The organism is Arcobacter vandammei, from assembly GCF_016106035.1.
Taxonomy (GTDB): domain Bacteria; phylum Campylobacterota; class Campylobacteria; order Campylobacterales; family Arcobacteraceae; genus Aliarcobacter; species Aliarcobacter vandammei.
Window position 1 is genome coordinate 49,847 of record NZ_JADKPZ010000013.1, and the last position, 18,745, is coordinate 68,591.

The window sequence follows — 18,745 nt, forward strand, 5'->3', positions numbered from 1 at the left end:
CCTCTAAAAAAATCCAACTTTGTTTTCACTATCAAACTGCCCTTTTTTCTCTTTACTTATCTGTTCTTCAAAATCACTTAATTTAAAAATTGCATCTTCTAAAACGGCAAGTTTATAGGCAGTATTTTTTATAACTAGTTCTATTTGCCCACCTGTTAGTTCATATTTTGCAATTTTTTCTATATCAAAACCATCTTCTAAAGGTAAAGAACTAGGAAGAAGTTTTTTCCATAAAGCAACTCTTTGTTCAAAATTTGGTTTTAAAAACTCAATTTTATAGTTAAATCTTCTTGAAAATGCTTTATCAAGATTTTCAAGCAAGTTTGTTGTAGCTATTAAAATCCCATCAAACTTCTCTATTTGTTCTAAAAATATATTTTGCATTTGATTATGCATTTTATCAGCACTACTTCCAGTTCCAGAGCTTCTTGAACTTAAAAACTGATCAGCTTCATTTAGAAGAAGTACAGGTTCACTTTTTGTTTGCTCTTTTATCTCATTGTACTTATCAAAAATATTTCGTACATTTTTTTCGCTTTCGCCTATATACATAGATAAAATTTTTGAACAATCAAAGCTTAAAACATCTTTTTTAAGAGATTTTGCAAGAGCAAGAGCAGTTAAAGTTTTTCCCGTTCCAGCAACTCCATAAAAAATTATTTTTGCATCAATTCCTCTTTTTTTATCTTTTATTCCCCAAAGTTTTAATCTATTTATTACATTTTTATCAACTTGTTTTAGAAGATTATCCAAGGTTTCTTTAGTTTTTGAAGCTAAAACAACATCATCTAAAGTTTTTGTAGTGCTAGTTAGCTCAAAAATATCTTGATCTTTTATTATGCTTTCTAGTTTGATTTTTGCAACTGTTGAGCCTTTTTTTGTTGGATGAGAGATTTTATATAAAACTTCATCTGGAATATAAAAATTTCTATTTATTCCACCAAAAGGAGTTAAAACTTCATCATAATCTATTAAATTTTTTGAAATTAGAGTTGAACTCTCTTCTAGTAAACTTCTATATTTTATCTTTTCATAGTCATCATTTGAGATTAAATCTATTAGATAGTTCATCTCTCTAAGTGTTCCATCTCCTCCACTATATTCTTCTTTTAAAAGAGCTAGAAATAGAGTTTGCTCTTGAATACTTAGATTATTATCTTTAAAAAAGTCTTCTATCATAATTGGGTTTGTTGTAGCATTTAATCTATCTTTTATTCTATTTTCCAATAAAGCTTGTTTTGTCTTTAATCTATTAAAACTAGGACTATTTGCATCAAAATTTCTTTTTACAATATTTAGTTGTTGAGCTAAATCTATTTTTAAAAATTGGTCTTGTAAATACTCTAAGTGGTCACCATAATTCTTAATTTCAGGCAAAATAAAATCACTACTACCACTTTCTAGCATTTTTAAATATGAGCTTGAAAGTGTTACATTTGAGTTGATTAACTCTAATTTTGAAGCTTCATTTAATTTAACTTGGTCAAAAGATGCCTGTATTAACCAACCATATTCCAAAAGAGATTTTATAATATCAAGTTTTTCTAAATGCTCATATTTTTCAACACTATAAAATTGCCCTAAAATATCAATTACATTTAAAATATCTCTTCCATTTATGTACTCTTTTGATAAGTATTGTAATATTCTTGCTTCATCAACTGTACATTTTAGTTGTTCATAAAACTTTGTTTTTTCTATGTTTTTTGCTTTTAAAAACTCAATTACTTCTAACATTTATCCTCAAAAATTTATATTTATCTTTATATATTATCTTTTTATCTCTTAACTGCAAATGAATAAAAAAATGATAAAATAGTCTCCTTTCAAATAACTAAGAGATAAAAGAGGTAAAATGACTAGAATTTTAAAACCACTAACCCTTGCTTTTATGCTACTTTTTTTAGGTGCTTGTTCTAATACAAAGATAATTGAAGCAGTTGGAAATGAGCAAGAAGTTGCAAATGAGTGTAGAAATCAAAACTTCAATGTGGAGCTTGATTGTTATGATTTAATTGCACATAAAAATAGTTTTGCACAACTAAGATTAGGAATAAATGCAAAGTATAATGGTAATTTTGTAGAGGCTATAAATAGATATGAAATTGCAAAAAAACAGAAAAATTTTTATGCAAATGCTTTAATTGCTGATTTATATATAAATGGTTTTGGTGTTGAAATGGATGAAAATAAAGCTATTTCACTTTTAAAAGATACAAGAAAATTAGACCCTATAGCAGCTTATAAGTTATCTCAATTTTATTTAAGAGATGGTGATATTAGTGATGCTATTGAACTTTTAGAATTTGCAGGAGAAAATGGTGTAAAAGATGCACAAAATCAGTTACAAATTTTATACTCAAACTCTCAATATATTGACCCAGATTTTGAAAAAACTACATATTGGCAATCAAAATTTAATGAAAACAATAAAGACTTTATAAAAGAAATTTATGGAAGATAGATGAAAAAACAGATTTTAATCTCGACAATATTGGCTTTTATTTTTAGTGCTTGTTCTATGAAAATGCCTGAAATGTTAAGCTTTGGCTCAAGTTCTAACTATGATGAGCCTTTAAAAGAGGCAAATATTTGCCAAAAATTAGAAAAAGATAATGAAAAATTAGCTTGTTATAGAAAAATAGAGAATACAAACTCTTTTGCACAAATTAGATTAGGTACACATTATGCTGATAAAAAAGATTATGTGAATGCTTTAAAATATTTAAATATGGCAAAGAAAAATGAGAATATTTATGCAAATTTACCAATATCATTTTTATATTATAAAGGTGATGGTGTAAATAAAGATATAAATAGATCCTTTGAACTTCTAAATGAAGCAAGTAGTGTAGATCCTGTTGCTGCTTATCAACTATCAAGATTTTATCTTCAAGGTATAAATACAAAAGTTGATGTAGAAAAAGGAATGGAACTTCTTCTTTTTTCAGGAGAAAAAGGTGTTAGACAAGCTCAAGATATGCTTGTAAATATCTATAAAACAGGTCTTTTTGATCAGCCAAAAGATGGTGTAAAATATAATTTTTGGTTAAAAAAGCTTAATGATAATATAGAAGATAATAACCATAAAATATATGTTTTGTAATTTTTAAATAAGGTCGCTAATTCTATTTAAAAAGAAACAAAGATGAAAAATAATATTTTTTCTGGTCTAACTGTTGGAATAATAGCTTTGCCATTATCTATGGCATTAGCTATTGCAACAGGAGTTCCCCCACAACTAGGTCTTTATACAGCAATCATTGCAGGTATTTTTGCAGCTATTTTTGGAAGTAGTAAGGTAAATATTTCTGGACCAACTGCTGCTTTTATAGTAATTTTAATCCCAATAGTTCAAGAGTTTGGAATAAGTGGTCTTCTTTTATGTGGGCTTATGTCAGGAGTCATATTAATCCTTGTAGGACTTTTGAAGCTTGGAAATTTAATAGAGCTAGTTCCATATCCAGTTACTGTTGGATTTACATCAGGAATTGCAGTTGTAATTGCAACTTTTCAAATAAAAGATTTTTTTGGACTTACAATAGAGAATTTTAGTGGATCTTATATTGATAAAATAGTGCTTCTTGCACAAAATTTTAATACTTTTAATATCTATGAATTTTTGACAGCTAGTGTTACTTTATTGATTCTTGTTTTTTGGAGAAAAACAAAAAGTAAAATTCCTTCTGCTTTAATTGCCTTAGGTCTTGTATCTTTATTTGTAGCATATTTTAACCACAAATTTGGATTAAATATCTCTACAATAAATTCTACATTTTCTTATGATATAAATGGAGTTAGTGGAAATGGAATTCCTCCTATTCCTTTACAATTTTCTTTGCCTTGGGAGTTTTTAAAACCCGAAGAGATAAATATTGATTTGTTTATAAAACTTCTACCACATGCAACAGCAATTGCAATTTTGGGTGCTTTAGAATCGCTATTATGTGCTGTTATTAGTGATGGAATGACTGGGAAAAAAACAGACCCAAATAAAGAGTTAATAGGGCAGGGAATTACAAATATATTAGTTCCATTTTTTGGAGGAATTCCTGCAACTGCTGCAATTGCAAGAACTGTTGCAAATATAAATTCTGGAGGAACTTCAAAACTTTCAAGTATAGTTCACTCTTTATTTATTTTGGTTTCAATTTTATTTATAGCTCCTATTATCTCATATTTACCAATGGCTGGATTATCGGCTCTTTTATTAATGGTTGCTTGGAATATGAGTGAGATTAAACACTTTGTAAATATCTTGAAAACAGCACCAAGAGATGATATATATGTTTTACTTATTTGTTTTTCTTTAACTGTTTTAATAGATATGCAAGTTGCTGTTGCAGTTGGAATAGGTTTAGCTTCTATACTATTTATTAAACGAACTATTGATTTATACTCTATTGAGCTGGTTAGTGAAGATTTAAGTTTACATCCAAATCTACCACAAGATATAATAATTTATGATATAAATGGACCTATGTTTTTTGGAGCTGCACAAAAAGCTATGAAAACTCTTTTGAACTCAAACGATAAAAGAGATATTATTATTTTAAATATGAAAAATGTTTCAATGATTGATATGACGGCTATGGTTGCTTTAAAATCAATAATAGATAGTTTTGAAGCAAAAAATAAGAAGCTAATTTTTTCAGGATTAAATCAAAGAGTATTAAAAAAACTTGAACGAGCAAAATTTGAATATGTTACAAGTTTTTCAAATATTAATGATTCAATAGAATATGCGAAACATTTAAAAAATATTTTACATAATAATTAAAAAAATTTGTAAAATTAAATACAAATTAAGAAATATTATAAAATAATGATAATTTATATCAATAAATAGGATTTATAAATGGATTACAGAATAGAAAAAGATACAATGGGCGAAATTAAAGTACCTGTAAATAGATATTGGCAGGCACAAACAGAGAGAAGTTTGGAAAACTTTCCTATTGGTGATGAGAAAATGCCAAAAGAGGTAATTGAAGGTTTTGCATATTTAAAAAAGGCTTGTGCTATTGTAAATAACAAACTAAAAAGACTTGATGATGTAAAAACAAAGGCAATTAGCCAAGCTTGTGATGAGATAATTGAAAGAAAACTTTGTGGTGAATTTCCTTTGGTTGTTTGGCAAACAGGTTCAGGAACACAATCAAATATGAATGTAAATGAGGTTGTATCTTCAAGAGCTAGTGAGATTTTGGGAGAAGATTTTAGAGTAAAAAAAGTTGTTCATCCAAATGATGATGTAAACAAAGGTCAAAGTTCAAATGATACTTACCCAACTGCTATGAGAGTTGCTTTTGTACTTGATGTACAAAAAAGATTAATTCCAGCAATAAATGTTTTAAAAGCTACTTTAGAGAAAAAAGTAAAAGAGTTTGAAAATATTGTAAAAATAGGAAGAACTCACCTTCAAGATGCAACTCCTTTAACTTTAGGGCAAGAGTTTTCAGCTTATGTTGATATGCTTGATAAAGCCTTAGCACAAATTGATGATGCTATGAAATATATGGTTGAACTTGCAATTGGTGGAACTGCTGTTGGAACTGGATTAAACTCTCATCCAGATTTTTCACCTATGGTTTGTGAAGTTTTAAATGATTTAACAAAAACAAAATATGCTTTTAAATCTCATCCAAATAAGTTTCATGCACTAACAGCACACGATGCAGAAGTTGTTTTAAGTGGAGTTTTAAATGCACTTGCTTCAAATTTAATGAAATTTGCAAATGATGTTAGATGGTTATCAAGTGGTCCACGATGCGGAATAGGTGAACTAAATATCCCTGAAAATGAACCAGGAAGTTCAATAATGCCAGGAAAAGTAAACCCAACTCAAAGTGAAGCTATGACAATGGTTGCAGTGCAAGTTATGGGAAATCATACAACTATAAGTGTGGCTGCAAGTCAAGGAAACTTTGAATTAAATGTATTTAAACCTGTAATTGCTCTAAATTTACTACAATCAATTAGACTTTTAAGTGATACTATGTTGGCATTTAATGATAATTGTGCAGTTGGAATTGAGCCAAATTTAGGAAATATTGATAAATATTTAAAAGATTCACTAATGCTTGTAACGGCACTAAATCCATATATTGGATATGAAAAAGCAGCACTTATAGCAAAAACAGCACATAAAAATGGTACAACATTAAAAGAAGAAGCAGTAAAACTTGGAATTTTAAGTGAAGCTGAATTTGACTCTTATGTTAAGCCTGAAAATATGATAAAACCTACTTTATAATTGGAATTGTGATTGAAAGAGTTAGAAAAATATTTTTTAATAAATGAATTTGAAGATGGCTGGGGAATGGATAGTGATTTTATATGCCAAGAGCAACTTTTTGAGTATTGTGTAGAAGCACTTTTTATTCCTGAGGATAAAATTGATGAGCTAAATATGCTTGATGATGAACTTGAAATTGTATTAAAAGATTTGGACTTTGAAGATGCCGATGAAGATTGGTATGTAAATCTTCAAAAGTGTTCAATTGAGAGTAAATTATAAAGTCAAGTAATTTTACAATTGTAATATCTAGGAACTAAGGCTTTGGCCTTAGTTCTAAAAAAATAAAAAAGAGAAGTTTGAAAAACTACTCTTCAAAAAACTCTCTTATATCAATATCTAAAACCTTTGAAATTTTTGCAATATGAGTGATGTTAAAATGATGATTATTTTTCCTAATTTCAGCTCTACCTAAATAAGCACTACCATTTAAGCCAATCTCTAGCGATAACTGAAGCTGTGTTAAGCCTTTTTCTTCTATAAACTTTTTTACATTTTTTGAGACAATATCCAAAACTTCTTCACTATAAATGTCTAAATCTAAAACTACATTATTCAATGATATTTTCCTAACGATATATATATCTAAGTTTTGGATAATATAATTTTTGCTAATATTTAGACAACGATATATATATATCGTCAAATATCTACCTTTAGTGATTACTACAAAATGAAAAGTAAAATTAGTAGTGAAGATTATTTATACTTAATTGAAATAATAATTTCTACAAATAATCAAAGAAAATCAAGTGAAATATTTAATATCATAAGTAAAATGGTAGATAATAGATATATTAATTATGAAGAGTTTAAGAAAATAATTCTTGACAATAGTTATTTTGCACTAATTAAGAAGCATTTAGACCCAGATTTAATTGATTGTGAAGATTATGAAAATTGTAGAGAATTACTAGAAAATTATATAAAGTAGGCTCATAAAGAGCTACTTTAAAATTATTTCTGAATAAAGCTATATAAAGTTTTTATCTCTTCTGCCCAAATACTCTCATCAATAGTCTCTAAAATAAGTGGAATATCATCCATTCTAGAATCATTTGCTAAGAATTTAAAAGCATCCCACCCAATTTTTCCAACTCCCAAGCTATCATGTCTATCGACCCTGCTTCCTAAGTCTGGTTTTGAGTCATTTATATGCATTCCACTTAAGTATTCAAAACCTACAATTTTTCCAAACTCATCCCAAGTTTTATCATAAGCTTCTTTTGTTCTTATATCATAACCAGCTGTAAACATATGACAAGTATCAATACAAACACCAATTCTGCTTTTATCTTCAACTTTATCAATAATATAGGCTAAATGCTCAAATTTATATCCAAGATTACTTCCTTGACCAGCTGTATTTTCAAGAACAAGTTTTACTCCACTTGTTTTTTCTATCACTTTATTTAAGGATTGAGCAATATTATCTAAACACTCATCAATACTTATTTTTCTCAAATGCGAACCTGGATGAAAATTTAGTCTATCAAGAGCTAAAATCTCGCATCTTTGAACTTCATCAATAAAACTAACTAAAGATTTTTCTCTAGCATCAGAGTCTGGATGCCCTAAATTTATTAAGTATGAATCGTGTGGCAAAATATGTTTTGCTTCGATTTTACTCTTTTCAAGGTTTTCAAACCACAAATCAATTGTTTTATTATCAAGTGCTTTTGCACTCCACTGTCTTTGATTTTTTGTAAATAGTGCAAAAGCTTTTGCACCAATCTCCATAGCATTTAAAGGGGCATTAAAAACTCCACCACTAGCACTTACATGAGCTCCAAAATATTTCATCTTCATTCCTATTATTTTCAAAAAGTAACATATGTAAACACTATAAAATTTTTTTTTATAGATAATTGTTACTTTTTATCATATCCTAAAATAGCTAAGTATAGAATTGTCAAATATTATTCTGTCCAAATTAATACAAAAAGTTTGAACTAAAATTAAATCAAATAAAAGGTTTGTCTCATATGAAGAGAGTCGTTATAATCGGTGGTGGATATGCAGGAATTTATGCATTAGGTGAGTTAGTAAAAAATAAAAATATAAAAATTACTTTAATAGACAAACATACATATCATAATCTTCAGCCAGAGGTTTATGATTTAATAGCAAACAACTCAAATTTTGCTGATGTAACTATTGATTTAACTACATTAATCAAAGGTTTTGATCACGAACATTTAGAGTTTAAAAACTTAAAAGTTAGAAAAATTGATCAAATAGCAAAAAAAATCTATACAGAAGAGCAAGAAACTGTTGAATTTGACTATTTAATAGTTGCAGCTGGAACAAGAACATTTTTCCCACCTTCTATTCCAGGGCTTAATAATGCTGATGATATTAAAAAACTTCATAGAGCAATTACATTTAAGCAAAGCTTTGAAAAACAGCTATTTGAAAAGGTAAGAGATGAAGCAAAAGAGTGTGAAGATACTCATATTGTTGTTGTTGGAGCTGGTTTATCTGGAGTTGAAATAGCAGCTGAGATGGCACACTATTCAAATAAATTTTTCAAAAGGGGAAAATTTTCATGTGATAACTTGAAAATCTCTTTGATTAGTAGCTCTTCTTCTATTCTTCCAGGATTAAAACAAGATTTAATAAATATTTCTCAAAAAAGATTAAGAGATTTAGGAATAAATGTAATAACAGGAATAAAGCTTCAAAAAGTTGAAGATGGTTTTTGTCATTTCTCAAATGGAACAAAAATTCAACACTCATTTGTTGTATTTACAGGAGGGGTTGAAGCCTCTACGATTTTAAGTGAAATTGATGATATAGAGAAAAATGCAAAAGGTCAAGTAATTGTAAATGAGTTTATGCAAACAACTACTTATGAAAATATTTTCGCTGTTGGAGATATTGCAGAAATTAGAAACAAAAAAGGTGAAATAATGCCTCCGAATGTTACTATTGCCAGAATTAGTGGTAAAAATGCAGGTATTAATCTTTTAAGACTAATGGATGGAAGACCTTTATTAAAATGCGACCCTAAATTAGATGGAATTTTAATAGCTCTTGGTGGGTCTTATGCTGCTGGTGATATTTATGGTCTTTTAACTGTAAAAGGAAGACTAGCTTATGAGATTAAAAAATATGTATTTAGCTCATATAGAAGACCTTTATTAAAACTTATTAAAAAAGGTTATGCAAAACTTAAAAGATTATAGAACTTTTTGATAATATACTTCAAGAATTTTATAAAGGTTGTTTTTGCACAAAAATAGATTTTCAAGAATTGGTTATATTTTAGCAATTGCTGGAAGTGCCATAGGACTTGGTAATATTTGGAAATTTCCATATATTACAGGTGCAAATGGTGGTGGAGCTTTTGTTTTGGTCTTTTTACTTACAGTTTTTACTATTGGAATGTCTGTATTTATTGCTGAAATTATTTTAGGTAAAATAGCAAAAAAAGATGCAGTTAGTACTTTTGAAGAACTCTCTCCAAAAAATCGTAAATATTTTAAATATATTGGTTTCTCATTTCTTACAGGAATTATAATTATCTCATTTTATCCAGTTGTTATTGCTTGGATTTTACACTATATTGGAGTATCCTTTAACTCTTTACCAGCAAGTGTAAATGAAGCAGAAAGCTATTTTCTGAACTATTCACAAAACAGTATATTATCGCAGATTTTTTATTTTACTCTTGTATTTCTTGCTATTGCTTATGTTATTTCAAAAGGTGTAAAAGATGGAATAGAAAGGTTAAACAATAGCTTAATTCCAGCACTATTTTTGATATTTTTATTTATGCTTTTATACTCTTTTTCTCTTGATGGATTTGGAAAAGCTTTTCATTTTATGTTTTATCCAGATTTTGAGAATTTCAATACAAACTCAATTTTAATAGCAGTTGGTCATGCTTTCTTTTGTCTATCTATTGGAATGAGTACTATTTTGACATATTCATCATCAATAAGTGAAGATACTCATATTTTTAAAGCAGCTTTATTTGTTGTGATTATGGATGTAATAACAGCAATTGTAGCAGGGCTTATAATATTTTCTATCATCTTCACAGCAGATGCAAGTCCAGATAAAGGTGCAGGTTTGGTATTTATTACTCTTCCTGCTATTTTCTATGAGATGGGAAGTGCTGGAGTTGTTTTTGCTGTTTTCTTTTTTGTAGCTTTGGCATTTGCAGCTATTACATCAGCAGTTTCAATGATAGAACCAGCTGTAATGTATTTAATAGAAAGAAGGGGATTTTCTAGGAAAAAAGCTACAACTACAATTTCTTTAATATCTTATATTTTGGGGATAATGGCAATTTTATCTATGTCAAATGATTTTAAAGAGCTTCTTACTTTTGGCAATAAAAATCTTTTTGATTGGTTTGATTTTATAACTTCAGCAATTTTAATGCCTCTTGGTGGAATTGCAATTTCCATATTTGTTGCTTTTATTATGGACAAAAATCTTGTAAGAAAAAATCTTGTGCCATATATGGGAGAGTTTTTATTTAAAGTTTGGTTGTTTATTCTAAGATATTTAACACCACTATTTATTTTGGCTTTGATGTTAAAAGAGTTAGGAGTTTTAGACTTCTAACTCTTTTTTATTGAATAGTATTTAAAATATTTGGTCTATTGTTTTTTGTATATTGATTTAAAATAGAGTTGTTTTCATTTATATTACTATTGTATTGCGAAGCACTATTTTTAAAATTTTCTAAAAGTTTTTTTAGTGGGTCTCTAACGGTTGCCAAAGATTGTTCTCTTATTTCATTATGTTCCTCTTTTGACAAAGGGTATTCATAAAACATTTGAAAACTTGCAGTTTTGTGTAAGTTGTCGTAATAATCCAATCTATCTTCAAAAAAAGAAATTATAGTTTCAAGAATAAAGTTTTGATAATCTATAGATTGTTTATAATTTATAGTTATATCACCAGTAAATGAAAATTTTATATCTTTAAAATCATCTGGATTTTCCTCTTTTAGTTTTTCTAGTTTCAAAGCAAAAGCTTGAAACTTTTCCAAAAAACCATCTGTATCATTTGCTTTTTCGCATAAATCAGGATTTCCAGACAACCATGCAATATCTCCAAATAAAGAGAACACTAAATCAAAAGGTGCTTCCCCTTCTAATTGATCAAGGGTCTCTATAAAAGCTTTTTTTAAAACTGGATTATCTATTAGATGAAAACCATGATTTTTTGGATCAGGATAAGGCAAATCATATAATGTTGCAACTTTTTGTTTTCCATAGTCCAAAACTCCAGCATAAGCATATAATTCTGCTCTTTCAACTGCTTGGTCAAAGGATAAACCTTTATCCATCCATTTATATACAAAATTTTCAAAATCTTTTGCATCTTCAAAAGCATTATCTTTTGTAGCCATTAGCCACTGGTATCGTCTTTCATTTTCGTGATAATATTGATCTTTAAATGTGTTTTCATAAAAATATTTTCCTCCATATTGACCTTTATGAATAGAGTTTTCGGGGAGGTATTCAAAATTGTCAAAATATTGGTTTTCTTTATTGCTTTTAATTTCATTTTTTATGCTTGGACTACTAGAACCTATCCTTGATTCATCAATTCTAAAAATATCTGTGTTAATATTTTTTATCATTTATTTAATCCCTAATTATTTTTATTAAAATGAATTATTGCATTATTGCAATTTTCTTTAACTTTAGCTAATCCAAATCTAATTATCCACTCAATTATAGATAGATTAACTCCCTCATAATCGTGTGCAATATAAGTTCTTACATCATAAAGACCTCGTAAATCCTCTTTATCAAAGAAACTTAAAATCTCTTTCTCATCTTTTATTTTTAATTTATTAAATTGTTCTGCAATTGCAGTTAAATGCATTAAAATAGCAGGTCTATTTGTAATAATGTCGTTTAGTGCATTTGAAATTGAACCACAATTTATTATAATTTTTTCAATATATTCTATTTTTTCAAGCACTAAATATATTTTTGAGATATTTTGATTATACATAAATTGTTTTGTCTATTATAAATTTTTTTGCAGTTTTACCCATATTTGAACTATCTGCTAAATCAACAGGTCTTCCAAAGAAAGAACTTATTTCATTTTTTATTTCATTTACTCTATTTATCGCATTAAAACCATATTTTGAAGCAAAAAGTGGTGTAGCTTCAACTAATATATCTATATCACTATTCTTTGTGGCTTCATCTTTTGAGTAAGAACCAAAAAGACCTTTAATAATAAAACCCTCTTTGTTATAAACTTCTTTTAACTCTTTTAGTTTCAAAATAATTGAATTTTTATCAAGCATAGTAATCCTTTATGAAGATAATTAAAATTATAACATATAATTAATCTCTAATTATTTTTATCAAAATACCATTTTCGCCATCTCTATGAATTATCTCTTTATCTTCTTTATCAAAAAGGTTTTTTAGAAAATTCTTTGGATAAGTGGAGCTTAGATTCTCTTTATTAAAAACTTCCATATCTTGACATTTAAAAGTGCTTTTACAAACCTTATTTTCATATATTTTCATATCCAAAATAGCAACACCAGCATTAAAAATTTGAACTTGTGTATAATCTTTGTATTTAAAAATAAAACCTTTATCGTGAAACTTCATATTAGGAGTTTTAAATAAAATTGTTGCACTATTTGAGCTTAATTGTGGCTCTTTTTGGCTACAACCAGTGATAAAAAATAAAATAATTGCTAAAAAAAGTAAATTTTTGATAGTAAATCCTTTGTTTAAAAATTTTTAACTATAATTGTACCTTATTTTATATTTAAAAGGTTTTTATGTTAGTACATATTTGTTGTGCTGTTGATAGCCACTATTTTTTAGAAAAAATCCAAGAAGAGTATCCAGATGAGAAACTTGTAGGATATTTTTATGACCCCAATATTCACCCTTATAGTGAATATAGACTTAGATATTTAGATGTTGAATACTCTTGCAAAAAATTAGGTATTCCTTTAATTGAAGGCTCTTACAATCTGGAAGAGTGGTTAAAAAAAGTAAAAGGAATGGAGCATTTGCCTGAAAAAGGAGATAGATGTACAGTTTGTTATGATGATAGGCTTGATAATAGTGTACAAAAAGCACTTGAATTAGGACATGATAAATTTACAACAACACTTCTAATCTCACCAAAAAAATCTCAAGAAAAGCTTGATATTATAGGAAATAATTTAGAGAAAAAAACAGGTGTGAAGTTTATTTTCAAAGATTATAGATCTGGAAATGGAATGGAACTTCAAGGAAAAAGAGTAAAAGAAAATAGCCTTTATAGACAAAACTATTGTGGTTGTCTGTTTGGGCTTACTTCTCAAAGAGAGAACCAAAAAAAACTTATGGATGAGATGTTTAATCCTATTTCAAATCAAATTCTGCCCGAATCAATAGAAGAAAGATTAGAGCTTTATAAAAAAAGAAACACTCTTGAAGAAGAGCAAAAAGAGTATAAAATCATCAAACAAAGATTTTTAAATTATAGACTTTTATCTGGAAAAATCGTACTTGAAAAAGAGGCAATTCCATCATATATTTTTGCTTATTCTACAATTTCAAGAAAAAAAATTGAAGCAAAAGTTGAGTATGAAAAAGATGGAATCTCTTATTTATCAAGAGATGAAGTTAAATTTATTTCAATAGAAACATTTAATAGTTTTGCAAAAACAGATTATAAAAGTGTAAAAGATTTAATCTATACACCACTAAAGTTTGAAGAAGAATTAAAAGTTAGAAACACTATTTTAAACTCAAGTTTTGATTTATCAGCTTTAATTGTTCTTGATGAAATTACAGATAAAAAGTATGAAATTTTTATTGATAGTATTACTTATGAAGATGTAAGGGAGAGTTTGATTTGAAAATTTTAGTAAGTGCTATGGAAGCTTCTTCAAATGTTCACTTAAAAGAGTTAAAAAAATATTTAAGTAGTGATGTTGAGTTTGTTGGAGTTTTTGATAAAGAGTTAGGAAATCCACTTTATGATTTAACAAGCCTTGCTATTATGGGATTTGTTGATGCACTTAAAAAACTAAGATTTTTTTTTAGGCTTAGAGATGAACTTGTAAGTCTAGCAAAAGATTGTGATAAAGTTTTATTACTTGATAGCTCTGGCTTTAATCTTCCATTGGCAAAAAAGTTACGACAAACATACCCAAATAAAGAGATTATATACTATATCTTACCACAAGCTTGGGCTTGGAAAAAAGGAAGAGTAAAAGTTCTTGAAGCAACTTGTTCAAAACTTTGTTCTATTTTGCCTTTTGAAAGTGAAATCTATAGTGATAAAAACAAAATATCTTATGTAGGACATCCACTTTTAGATGAGATAAAAGAGTTTAAAAAAGAGCTTTCAAACTCTGGAAAAATAGTTTTTATGCCAGGAAGTAGAAAAACAGAGATAAAAAATCTTATGCCTATTTTTAAAGAGTTAATCAAAAAAATTCCAAACAAAGAGTATGTTTTAGTAATTCCTCAAAAATTTGATGATGAATATATCAAAAAAACTTATGGAGATATACAAGAGTTTACAATCTCAAAAAATGCACACGAAGCTTTAATAAGTGCTGAATATGCTTTTATTTGTAGTGGAACAGCAACACTTGAAGCAGCACTTATTGGAACTCCATTTACTTTAGCATATATTGCAAAAAAACTAGACTTTTTTATAGGAAAAACATTTGTAAAGTTAAACTATGTTGGATTAGCAAATATCTTTTTTGAGAAAATGGGTAAAGAGCAACTTCATAGTGAATTTTTACAAGAAAATGTAAATATAAATAATCTTTTAGATGATTATAATAGCTTTAATAAAGAGAAGTTTTTTGAAAATTCAAAGCTTTTAAGAGCTTATTTAAAGTACGGTAGCTCCTCAAATGTAGCAAAGATTATAGAAAACTAAACTTCTTTTAGATATAATCATCAACTTTAGCAAATTTTTATTCAGGAATTATTATGTTTGATATTATACAAATCCAAGAGATTTTACCTCATAGATACCCACTTTTATTGGTAGATAGAATTACAGAAATGGAAGTAGCAAAATCTATAAAAGGTTTTAAAAACATCTCTATATCTGAACCAGCTTTCCAAGGTCATTTCCCAGGACATCCAATTTATCCAGGTGTTATGATACTTGAAGGTATGGCACAATGTGGTGGAGTTTTAGCACTAAAAAGTTCAGGTCTTACAGATGAACAGATGAAAGAAAAAGTTATCTATTTTATGAGTATAGATAAAGCAAAATTTAGAAATCCAGTAAGACCTGGTGATAGATTAGATTATGAATTAACAGCTGTTAAGATGAAAAGTACTTTAATGGTGCTTGAAGGAAAAGCTTATGTGGACGGAAAGCTTACAGCTGAAGCTGAATTTAAAGCTATGATTGTTGATAAATAATTTAGGATTAAAATGAAGAATATTCATAAAACTGCCATAATTGAAGATGGTGCGATTTTAGGCGAAAATGTAACAATTGGTGCTTTTACAATAATAGGAAAAGATGTAAAAATTGGATCTGGAACTATTATTGATTCACATACGGTAATTGCTGGAAAAACAACAATTGGAAAAAATAATCATATCTTTTCTCATGCTAGTATTGGAACAATTCCGCAAGATTTAAAATTCAACGGCGAAGATGTTGAGTTAATAATTGGGGATAATAATAAAATTAGAGAGTACACTCTATTTAATCCTGGAACTATTGGTGGTGGTAGTGTAACAAAAATTGGAGATAATAATTTATTTATGGGTTATGTTCATGTGGCTCATGATTGTATTATTGGAAACAATTGTATCTTTGCAAATGGAGCTACACTTGCAGGGCATGTTGAGTGTGATGATTTTGTTGTTGTTGGTGGATTAACACCAATTCATCAATTTTGTAAAATTGGAACTCAAGTTATGATTGGAGGAGCAAGTGCTGTTGCACAAGATATTCCTCCATTTTGTTTAGCTGAGGGAAATAAAGCAGTTTTAAGAGGATTGAATTTAACAGGTCTTAGAAGAAGATTTGAAAATAGAGAAGATATAGATGCTGTAAAATCAGCATATAGAGAACTTTTTGAGTCTGGAAAACCTTTGCAAGAAGTTGCAAAAGAGTTGGAAAATAGCCAAAATAAATTTGTAAAAGAGTTAGCTAATTTTGTATTAAATACAAAAAGAGGAATACCTTTTGAAAGAAAAGTAAAGAGTAGTGATGAGTAAAATAATTTGTGATTTTTGTGGAGCAGCTGATACAAAAGCAAATCCTGTTATAACTGGCGATAATGCTTGTATTTGCAAATCTTGTGTAGGTGCAGCTTATGATATTATGAATGGTGATGTTTTAAATGAAGATAATTCTACTTCAACAAAACCAAAAGATATAAAAATAAAAACTCCAGCAGAGTTAAAAAAGATTTTAGATGAGTATATAATTGGACAAGATAGAGCAAAAAAAGTTCTTTCAGTTGCTGTTTATAACCACTATAAAAGAATTTTTAGAAAAGATGAGCTGGAAAGTGATATTGAATTAAATAAATCAAATGTACTTTTAATTGGACCAACAGGAAGTGGAAAAACACTTCTTGCACAAACTATTTCAAAATATCTTGATGTTCCACTTGCTATTGCAGATGCAACAAGTTTAACAGAGGCTGGATATGTTGGAGATGATGTTGAAAATGTTGTAACAAGACTTGTTCAAGCTGCCTCTGGTGATATAGAAAAAGCTCAAAGAGGAATTATTTTTATTGATGAGATAGATAAAATTGCAAGAATGAGTGAAAATAGAAGTATAACTAGAGATGTTTCAGGGGAAGGAGTTCAACAAGCACTCTTAAAAATTGTTGAAGGTGCTTTAGTAAATATTCCTCCAAAAGGTGGAAGAAAACATCCAAGCCAAGAGCTTTTACAAGTTGATACTTCAAATATTTTGTTTATTTGTGGTGGAGCTTTTGATGGCTTAGAAGATATTATAAAAAGAAAACAAGGTTCAAATGTTTTAGGTTTTAACCATGAAAAAAAATCAAAAAATGATGAAGAAAAAGTTATTTCAAAAGTTGAAACAGATGATTTAGTAAAATATGGACTTATTCCAGAATTAATTGGAAGACTTCATATGGTTGCAACTTTAAATGAGATTACAAAAGAAGATATGGTTCATATTTTAACTGAACCAAAAAATGCTCTAATCAAACAATATGTAAAACTTTTTGAGATGGATAAAGTAACTTTAGAGTTTGAAAAAGAAGCACTTTTAGAACTTGCTGATTTAGCAATAAAAAGAAAAACAGGTGCAAGAGGATTGAGATCAATTTTAGAAGATATTATGCTTGATATTATGTTTGACCTTCCAAAATATAAAAATAAAAAAATTATTATTTCAAAAGATGTTGTTTTAAAAACTGGTGAACCAAAAGTTATAGCAAAGGATAAATAGATGATTGTAGATAAATTAATAGGATTTTTTTCAACTGATATGGCAATCGATTTAGGAACAGCAAATACTGTTGTTTCTATAAGAGGTAAAGGAATTATTATAAATGAACCATCAGTTGTAGCGATACAAAGTGAGAAAAATGGAAAAGATAGAATTTTAGCAGTTGGTCAAGAAGCTAAACAGATGATTGGAAAAACTCCTTTAAATATAAAAGCAGTTCGTCCTATGCAAGATGGTGTAATTGCAGATTTTGAAATGACAGAAAGAATGATTAGATATTTTATAGAAAAAGCACACTCAAGAAAATCATTTATAAGACCAAGAGTAATTATTTGCATTCCATATGGCATTACTCAAGTTGAGAAAAAAGCTGTTGAAGAGTCAGCAATGAGTGCAGGAGCTAGAGAAGTATTTTTAGTAGAAGAACCAATGGCAGCAGCAATTGGAGCTGGAATTGATGTATCAGGACCATCTGGTTATGTAATTGTTGATATTGGTGGTGGAACTACTGAGATTGGAGTAACTTCACTTGGTGGATTAGTTTTATGTAGATCAATTAAAGTTGGTGGAGATAAAATAGATAGAGCAATAACAGAACATGTAAGACAAAACTACAATTTATACATAGGTGAAAGAACAGCTGAAAATATAAAAATTGAAATAGGTGCTGCAATAAAACTTGAAACTGAACTTAAAATGCAAGTAAAAGGAAGAGATAATTCAGGGCTTCTATCAACTATTGAGTTTGGAAGCGAAGGTGTAAGAACTGCAATTAAAGAGCCTTTAAGAGAGATAGCTAGTGCAATAAAAAGTGTATTAGAAAATATGCCACCAGATTTAGCAAGTGATATTGTTGATAATGGAGTAATAATCACTGGCGGTGGAGCTTTAATTAGAGGATTAGATACTTACCTTGCTGATATTATTAAATTACCAGTAAAAATATCTGATGAACCACTTTTATCTGTAGCTTATGGTACAAGTAAAGTATTAGAACAACCAGAATTATTAAAACTAATTTCAAACTAA

Annotated in this window: 21 protein-coding genes; 14 read left to right on the top strand and 7 right to left on the bottom strand. The window is 28.2% G+C overall.

Annotated elements, in window-relative coordinates; translation table 11 throughout:
* Positions 1-3 precede the first annotated feature (3 nt).
* Positions 4-1,737 carry an ATP-binding protein gene (locus tag IQC44_RS08395; RefSeq protein ID WP_198305905.1) on the bottom strand — a complete coding sequence of 578 codons (1,734 nt, stop codon included), beginning with the start codon at positions 1,735-1,737 and terminating at the stop codon, positions 4-6.
* A 118-nt stretch (positions 1,738-1,855) separates the two neighbouring features.
* Between IQC44_RS08395 and IQC44_RS08400 the strand changes: the two genes are divergently transcribed.
* From IQC44_RS08400 to IQC44_RS08420, 5 genes are all read left to right on the top strand, one after another.
* Complete coding sequence (locus IQC44_RS08400) at positions 1,856-2,464, top strand: tetratricopeptide repeat protein (protein WP_198305907.1); 609 nt, start codon at positions 1,856-1,858, stop codon at positions 2,462-2,464.
* Entirely contained in the window at positions 2,465-3,106 is a 642-nt protein-coding gene (locus IQC44_RS08405) for a tetratricopeptide repeat protein (RefSeq protein ID WP_198305909.1), read from the top strand. It abuts the gene before it with no gap.
* Between the two features lie 42 nt (positions 3,107-3,148).
* Positions 3,149-4,780: a C4-dicarboxylic acid transporter DauA gene (gene dauA, locus IQC44_RS08410; protein ID WP_198305918.1), complete on the top strand. Its 1,632-nt coding sequence runs from the start codon at positions 3,149-3,151 to the stop codon at positions 4,778-4,780.
* A 78-nt stretch (positions 4,781-4,858) separates the two neighbouring features.
* A complete protein-coding gene (fumC, locus tag IQC44_RS08415; protein WP_198305919.1) occupies positions 4,859-6,256 on the top strand; it encodes a class II fumarate hydratase in 1,398 nt (465 codons plus the stop codon).
* Between the two features lie 12 nt (positions 6,257-6,268).
* Positions 6,269-6,520, top strand: coding sequence for a hypothetical protein (locus IQC44_RS08420; RefSeq protein ID WP_198305920.1), 252 nt, complete (start codon positions 6,269-6,271; stop codon positions 6,518-6,520).
* Positions 6,521-6,605: 85 nt separating this feature from the next.
* Here the strand turns inward: IQC44_RS08420 and IQC44_RS08425 are convergent, their stop codons facing one another.
* Positions 6,606-6,857: a helix-turn-helix domain-containing protein gene (locus IQC44_RS08425; RefSeq protein WP_198305921.1), complete on the bottom strand. Its 252-nt coding sequence runs from the start codon at positions 6,855-6,857 to the stop codon at positions 6,606-6,608.
* 114 nt (positions 6,858-6,971) lie between these two features.
* Here IQC44_RS08425 and IQC44_RS08430 point away from each other — a divergent pair, with 114 nt between their 5' ends.
* Positions 6,972-7,232, top strand: a complete 261-nt coding sequence (locus IQC44_RS08430; protein ID WP_198305922.1) for a hypothetical protein — start codon at positions 6,972-6,974, stop codon at positions 7,230-7,232.
* Positions 7,233-7,255: 23 nt separating this feature from the next.
* On the opposite strand, the gene nfo is transcribed toward IQC44_RS08430, so the two are convergent.
* Positions 7,256-8,101: a deoxyribonuclease IV gene (gene nfo / locus IQC44_RS08435; RefSeq protein WP_198305923.1), complete on the bottom strand. Its 846-nt coding sequence runs from the start codon at positions 8,099-8,101 to the stop codon at positions 7,256-7,258.
* A gap of 182 nt (positions 8,102-8,283) precedes the next feature.
* Here nfo and IQC44_RS08440 point away from each other — a divergent pair, with 182 nt between their 5' ends.
* Both IQC44_RS08440 and IQC44_RS08445 read left to right on the top strand, forming a co-directional pair.
* Complete coding sequence (locus tag IQC44_RS08440) at positions 8,284-9,486, top strand: NAD(P)/FAD-dependent oxidoreductase (RefSeq protein ID WP_198305924.1); 1,203 nt, start codon at positions 8,284-8,286, stop codon at positions 9,484-9,486.
* 43 nt (positions 9,487-9,529) lie between these two features.
* Positions 9,530-10,876 (top strand): sodium-dependent transporter, encoded by a 1,347-nt coding sequence (locus IQC44_RS08445; RefSeq protein ID WP_198305925.1) that lies wholly within the window; start codon positions 9,530-9,532, stop codon positions 10,874-10,876.
* A 7-nt stretch (positions 10,877-10,883) separates the two neighbouring features.
* Here the strand turns inward: IQC44_RS08445 and IQC44_RS08450 are convergent, their stop codons facing one another.
* Genes IQC44_RS08450 through IQC44_RS08465 form a run of 4 tightly spaced genes read right to left on the bottom strand, consistent with a single transcriptional unit; the run spans position 10,884 to position 12,903 of the window.
* On the bottom strand, positions 10,884-11,903 hold the full coding sequence (locus IQC44_RS08450; protein WP_198305926.1) for a hypothetical protein: 1,020 nt from the start codon (positions 11,901-11,903) through the stop codon (positions 10,884-10,886).
* An 11-nt stretch (positions 11,904-11,914) separates the two neighbouring features.
* The gene (locus IQC44_RS08455; protein ID WP_198305927.1) at positions 11,915-12,283 is read right to left on the bottom strand and encodes a HepT-like ribonuclease domain-containing protein; all 369 of its coding nucleotides are present in this window, start codon (positions 12,281-12,283) and stop codon (positions 11,915-11,917) included.
* On the bottom strand, positions 12,276-12,587 hold the full coding sequence (locus IQC44_RS08460) for a nucleotidyltransferase family protein (RefSeq protein ID WP_198305928.1): 312 nt from the start codon (positions 12,585-12,587) through the stop codon (positions 12,276-12,278). Before IQC44_RS08460 ends, IQC44_RS08455 begins: the two co-directional genes overlap by 8 nt.
* A gap of 40 nt (positions 12,588-12,627) precedes the next feature.
* Positions 12,628-12,903, bottom strand: a complete 276-nt coding sequence (locus IQC44_RS08465; RefSeq protein ID WP_198305929.1) for a hypothetical protein — start codon at positions 12,901-12,903, stop codon at positions 12,628-12,630.
* A 176-nt stretch (positions 12,904-13,079) separates the two neighbouring features.
* Here IQC44_RS08465 and IQC44_RS08470 point away from each other — a divergent pair, with 176 nt between their 5' ends.
* Genes IQC44_RS08470 through IQC44_RS08495 form a run of 6 tightly spaced genes read left to right on the top strand, consistent with a single transcriptional unit; the run spans position 13,080 to position 18,745 of the window.
* On the top strand, positions 13,080-14,153 hold the full coding sequence (locus tag IQC44_RS08470) for an epoxyqueuosine reductase QueH (RefSeq protein ID WP_198305930.1): 1,074 nt from the start codon (positions 13,080-13,082) through the stop codon (positions 14,151-14,153).
* Complete coding sequence (gene lpxB / locus IQC44_RS08475; protein ID WP_198305931.1) at positions 14,150-15,193, top strand: lipid-A-disaccharide synthase; 1,044 nt, start codon at positions 14,150-14,152, stop codon at positions 15,191-15,193. Before IQC44_RS08470 ends, lpxB begins: the two co-directional genes overlap by 4 nt.
* Positions 15,194-15,246: 53 nt before the next feature.
* Positions 15,247-15,690 carry a 3-hydroxyacyl-ACP dehydratase FabZ gene (gene fabZ / locus IQC44_RS08480; RefSeq protein ID WP_198305932.1) on the top strand — a complete coding sequence of 148 codons (444 nt, stop codon included), beginning with the start codon at positions 15,247-15,249 and terminating at the stop codon, positions 15,688-15,690.
* 12 nt (positions 15,691-15,702) lie between these two features.
* Positions 15,703-16,500 carry an acyl-ACP--UDP-N-acetylglucosamine O-acyltransferase gene (gene lpxA / locus IQC44_RS08485; RefSeq protein WP_198305933.1) on the top strand — a complete coding sequence of 266 codons (798 nt, stop codon included), beginning with the start codon at positions 15,703-15,705 and terminating at the stop codon, positions 16,498-16,500.
* Positions 16,493-17,716 (top strand): ATP-dependent Clp protease ATP-binding subunit ClpX, encoded by a 1,224-nt coding sequence (gene clpX, locus IQC44_RS08490; RefSeq protein WP_198305934.1) that lies wholly within the window; start codon positions 16,493-16,495, stop codon positions 17,714-17,716. Before lpxA ends, clpX begins: the two co-directional genes overlap by 8 nt.
* Positions 17,717-18,745, top strand: a complete 1,029-nt coding sequence (locus IQC44_RS08495) for a rod shape-determining protein (RefSeq protein ID WP_228286304.1) — start codon at positions 17,717-17,719, stop codon at positions 18,743-18,745.